Source organism: Microcoleus sp. Pol7_A1 (genome assembly GCF_036701085.1).
In the GTDB taxonomy this organism is placed as follows: domain Bacteria; phylum Cyanobacteriota; class Cyanobacteriia; order Cyanobacteriales; family Microcoleaceae; genus Microcoleus; species Microcoleus asticus.
Genome location: NZ_JAUBQD010000138.1, coordinates 1 through 3082 on the forward strand (window position 1 = coordinate 1; position 3082 = coordinate 3082).

At 45.9% G+C, this 3082-nt stretch carries 1 protein-coding gene; it reads left to right on the top strand.

All coding sequences use genetic code 11. The annotated features are described in order from the left end of the window. Positions 1 to 2919 (top strand): ATP-binding protein (locus tag QUA20_RS31475; RefSeq protein WP_333194256.1); only part of this gene is annotated, 2919 nt, incomplete at its 5' end. Between the last annotated feature and the right edge of the window lie 163 nt (positions 2920 to 3082).

Here is a 3082-nt window from a genome sequence, read left to right on the forward strand (position 1 = left end):
ACGATTAAGGTCTATGAAATTCAAATTCAAGCTGCTCAAGCCCAACATCAATTTCTAGAGGCCGTGCAGATTGCCCTCAAGAGTGTGGAACGTTTGGGAAACAAGCTTCCGGATCAACTCAGTCAATCGGATGTTACGCGGGCATTTGAGGCTACTAAATCCATCTTGGCTGGAAGGCAACCGCTGGACTTAATAACTCTGCCTCAGATGAGAGATCCCAATAAGTTAGCAGTTGTACGGATTCTTACCGCTGTTTCTGCTGCTGCCTTTGTTGCCACTCCAGCGCTGTTACCGTTTATTGTCCTCGAACAGGTCAATTTATCCGTTCTATATGGCAATAGTTCATTTTCTGCAAATGGGTATGCTTACTATGGACTGATGCTTTGTGGGGTGGTAGGAGACATTGACTGTGGCTATCAGTTCGCACAACTAGCATTGAAGTTGCTCGAACATTTCAATGCTAAAGAACTGAAATCGAGAGTCTATGTTGCAATTCACTGTAGCGTGTGGCATTGGAAAGAGCCGCTCAAGAACTCCTTAGCATTTCTCCGGGAAGGCTATGAAGTTGGATTGGAAACGGGAGATTTAGAATCGGCTGCTATTTGCGGATTCACTTACATCTCATACTGTTGGTTTATCGGTCGAGAATTAAACGCTCTCAGCCAAGAGAGCGCTGCCTTCCGAGAGCAACTCAGACTCCTCAACCAAGAAGGACTTACCAGCCATTTGACGGTTTTTCAGCAAGCAATTTTGAATCTGGTAGGCAATTGTGCCGAACCTTGGCAACTGACTGGAGATGCCTTCGTGCGCCAGGAAATCGTGCCAGTCCTGGAGCGATCGGGCGATCTAACTGCGCTGTACTATTTCTATGCCACCGAACTGAATCTGTGTTACCTGTTTGGCAAGTTTGAGTTGGCGGTGGAAGCCGCGCTCTTTGCGGAAAATTATATAGGTAACGCGACAGGCTTATTCATTGTTGCGATCTGCTACACGTACGATTCTCTAGCTCATCTGGCACTCTATTCTCAGGTTTCCGAGGCACAACAGCAACGCATTCTGGAACGGGTGGCTAAAAACCAGGAAAAAATGAAAACTTGGGCTGACCATGCGCCAGAAAATCACTTGCACAAATTTTATTTAGTAGAAGCCGAACGGTACCGAGTATTAGGGCACAAATCAGAAGCATTGGAATTCTACGATCGCGCGATCGCTGGAGCGACAAAGAATGAATACTTACAAGAAGTTGCCCTGGCAAACGAATTAGCGGCCAAATTCTATTTAGAGTGGGGAAAAACCCGCGTTGCTAGAGACTATATGCACGATGCTTACTATAGCTACGCTCGTTGGGGAGCAGCCGCTAAGGTGAGCGAGCTGGAGCAATCCTATCCTGAACTCTTAGCGTTGATTTTGCAACCGGATGAATTACGGCTCGCATCAGAAATAACGCTCCCTGAAAGGAATACCATTTCATCCCATACGATTAGCAAATCATCAACATCCAGCAGCTGCAGCATATCTGCTGTATTAGATATAAAAACTGTTCTCAAAGCCTCCCAAACCCTCTCTAGTGAAATTCATCTAGAGCGATTACTCTCGACGCTGCTGGAAGTGGTCATTGAAAATGCCGGCGCGGACAAATCTGCCTTGTTATTGCTCAAAGGGAATAAATTAATCGTTGAAGCAATGAGTACATTCGCTTCCTGCTCGACTGTGCTGCTATCTATTCCGCTTGAGGAAAGTCAGGAGCTTCCTATTACGCTAATCAACAGCGTTAAACGTACCTTACAACCATCGCTGATTAGTAATGCAACAACTGATTCTTCGCTGATGGCAGATCCTTACATCATCCGCCGGCAGCCCAAGAGCCTGTTGTGTGCGCCGATTCTCCATCAGGGAAAACTGCTAGGCGTACTCTATCTGGAGAACAACCTTGCTATCGGCGCTTTTACCAGCGATCGCGTCGCGATCCTCAACATCCTGTGCTCGCAAGCAGCAATTTCCTTACAGAACGCCCGACTGTATCAGCAATCCCAGGAGTATGCCCAAAAACTAGAGCTTTATCTTCACGATCTCAAACAGATGCAACTGCAACTGGTGCAGAGTGAGAAAATGTCTGCTCTCGGCAATCTCGTCGCAGGGGTAGCCCACGAAATTAACAATCCCTTAGGCTTTATTGCCGGCAACTTACAACCGGCTCAGGAATACGTACAAAATCTGTTGGAGCTAATCGATCTCTATCTAGATCATTTTCCCAAGCCTGGAGCCAAAATTGAAGAAAAAATCGAGGCCATAGACTTAGAGTATTTGCGAGAAGATTTGCCCGAACTGATTAAATCCATGAATGAGGGTGCCGATCGCATTCGCGATATCAGTACGAGTTTGAGAACTTTTTCGAGGGCAGATACCTATCGCCCGGTTCCTTTTAATATTCACGACGGACTTGACAGCACTCTCTTGATTCTCAAGCACCGTTTAAAAGCCAGCGAGCGCCGGCCTGCTATTGAAGTGGTGAAAGAGTATGGCAAGCTGCCTCTAGTGGACTGTTTCCCCGGACAGTTGAATCAGGTTTTTATGAATATTTTGGCTAATGCGATTGATGCGCTGGAAGAATCAAGTAAGGAACGTAGCTTTAATGAACTTAAAGCGAATCCTAACCAAATTACGATCCGAACTGCTACGGACAAAGAAGGCAAACGGGTCTTGATTTGGATTAAAGACAATGGAGTAGGGATGTCGGATGAAGTGAAGCAAAAAATATTCGATCACTTATTTACCACCAAATCTGTAGGTAAAGGAACGGGATTGGGATTGGCGATCGCCCGCCAAATTGTAGTAGAAAAACATATGGGGGAGCTGGAGGTAAACTCTGCACTCCATCAAGGAACTGAATTTGTAATTTTGTTGCCGGTGAAAGGGTGAGGTCGAAGTGCTATCACCGTTAAACCTGGCAAATCGAAGTCCAGATTAACTGTTAAAAGTCAATATTGAAGATTAGGATAGTCCATAATGAATGCCACTGTAAATTTGATCGATACCATTCCCGGCTACCGTCTGACGGAGCAACTGTACAGCGGTTCCAGAA